This is a genomic window from Streptomyces griseorubiginosus (assembly GCF_017614965.1).
Lineage (GTDB): Bacteria > Actinomycetota > Actinomycetes > Streptomycetales > Streptomycetaceae > Streptomyces > Streptomyces griseorubiginosus_B.
The window spans coordinates 1-2,059 of record NZ_WVUG01000587.1 but is presented as its reverse complement, the minus strand read 5'-3'; the positions used below and the strand labels follow the sequence as shown (position 1 = coordinate 2,059).

General features: G+C 72.6%; 2 protein-coding genes. Both read right to left on the bottom strand.

All coding sequences use genetic code 11. The features are described from left to right. Positions 1-23 precede the first annotated feature (23 nt). Entirely contained in the window at positions 24-695 is a 672-nt protein-coding gene (locus GRC12_RS43940; protein WP_058926326.1) for a response regulator, read from the bottom strand. Positions 696-709: 14 nt separating this feature from the next. After that, positions 710-1,816 carry a RecB family exonuclease gene (locus GRC12_RS43935; protein ID WP_244374686.1) on the bottom strand — a complete coding sequence of 369 codons (1,107 nt, stop codon included), beginning with the start codon at positions 1,814-1,816 and terminating at the stop codon, positions 710-712. Positions 1,817-2,059 lie beyond the last annotated feature (243 nt).

Genomic DNA, 2,059 nt, shown 5'->3' with positions numbered 1-2,059 from the left:
GCCCCCCTCCCGATGCGGATTCCCTACTGCGCGCCGGGGCGCACCAGCCCGCTCTCGTACGCGTACACAGCGGCCTGCACCCGGTCGCGCAGCCCCAGCTTCGTCAGGACGTGGCCCACGTGGGTCTTCACGGTCGTCTCGCTGACGAACAGGTCCGCCGCGATCTCCGCGTTGGACAGCCCCCGCGCCACCAGCTTCAGCACCTCCACCTCGCGCTCGGTGAGCGTGTGCAGTGTGTCCGGCACGGGCTCGTCGCCGGAAGGCAGGTGCGTCGCGTACTTGTCGAGCAGCCGCCGGGTGATGCTCGGCGCCAGCATGGCCTCGCCCGCGGCCACCACCCGGATCGCCTGGACGAGCTCGTTGGCCGGCGCGTCCTTCAGCAGAAAGCCGCTGGCCCCGGCGCGCAGGGCCTCCACCACGTACTCGTCGAGATCGAAGGTGGTCAGCACCAGCACCTTCGCCGGGCCGTCCCGCCCGGGGCCGGTGATCTGCCGGGTCGCCTCCACTCCGTCCATCCGGGGCATCCGGATGTCCATCAGGACCACGTCGGGCTGCAGTGCCCGCACCTGGTCGAGGGCCTGGAGGCCGTCTCCGGCCTCGCCGACGACCGCGAGGTCCTGCTCCGCCTCCAGGATCATCCGGAAGCCGGTACGCAGCAGCGGCTGGTCGTCGACCAGTAGGACGCGGATGGCCACGTAACTCTCCTTCGCTAGTCCGGCCCCATTCTGCCCTGCGCGACGTCGGCGGACCCGACCGCCCTCACCGGCAGCGGATACGGTGGGGGAGTGCCGCCGAACTCCGGGCAGTGGGTCTGGTGGTCGCACCAGCCACACAGCTTGGTGGGACGCGGCCGCCAGTCGCCGGACTCGGTCGCCTGCCGGATCGCCTCCCACAGCGCGAGCAGCTTGCGCTCGACGCGCTCCAGGTCGGCGAGGACGGGGTCGTACGTCAGGACGTCGCCGCTGCCCAGATACACCAGTTGCAGCCGACGCGGGACGACCCGCTTCAGGCGCCACACCACCAGGGCGTAGAACTTCATCTGGAACAGGGCGCCTTCGGCGTACTCGGGGCGGGGTGCCTTGCCCGTCTTGTAGTCGACGATCCGCACCTCGCCGGTGGGGGCCACGTCCACGCGGTCGATGATCCCGCGCAGCCGCAGCCCCGAGTCCAGCTCCGCCTCGACGAACAACTCCCGCTCCGCGGGCTCCAGCCGGGTCGGGTCCTCCAGCGTGAACCAGCGCTCCACCAGCTGCTCGGCTTCGCCCAGCCAGCGCGCGAGGCGCTCCCCGCCGGGATCGTCCTCGAACAGCTCCACCACCTCGGGCCGGTTCTCCCTCAGCCGGTCCCACTGGCCGGGGATCAGCGCCTTGGCCCGAGGCGCGGTCCGCTCGCCGGCGGGCGCGTCGAACAGCCGCTCCAGCACCGCGTGCACGAGCGTTCCGCGCGTCGCCGCCTCACTCGGCTTCTCGGGCAGCCGGTCGATCACCCGGAACCGGTAGAGCAGGGGGCACTGCATGAAGTCACTGGCACGGGAAGGGGAGAGACCGGCGGGGGGTACGGCGACGGGGGCACCGGCCACCGCTGCCTCGTCCGGGTCTATCGCCGTCGTTTCCGCTTCGCTTGCGGCTGTCGCATCCGTTCTCGTCGCTTCGGCCCCCTTGGCTGGTGCCCCGGCTTCCGCCTCGGCCTCCGGCGTGACGGCTTCCGCCTCGGCCTCCGGCGTGCCGGACGCCGTCCGCCCGGCCGCCACCTGCGGATCCGGTTGTGCGGCGGCTTCGCCCCTGGCCTGCGCCGCGCCCTCCGTACTCGTCTCCATGACCCCAGACCATACGGCCCGCCACTGACAGTGACCCAGCCGCCGCCGGGACGGCGACGACCGGCGGGGAAACGCGGGGGGTGCCGGGGCGGAACGCGCCGCGACGGCCGCATACCATCGACCCGAGACCCTTCCGCCGTGCAGGCGCGGAAGACGCTTCTAACGAGGGGACATCGTGGACCAGAGCGGCGGGAGCGGGCCGCGGCCCGGCACCGACGAGCCGGCCGAGCACCACGCAGGGCC

Excerpts from the sequence above, each read along its gene's own strand:
- GRC12_RS43935 (WP_244374686.1), bottom strand. The coding sequence starts at position 1,816 with ATGGAGACGAGTACGGAGGGCGCGGCGCAGGCCAGGGGCGAAGCCGCC.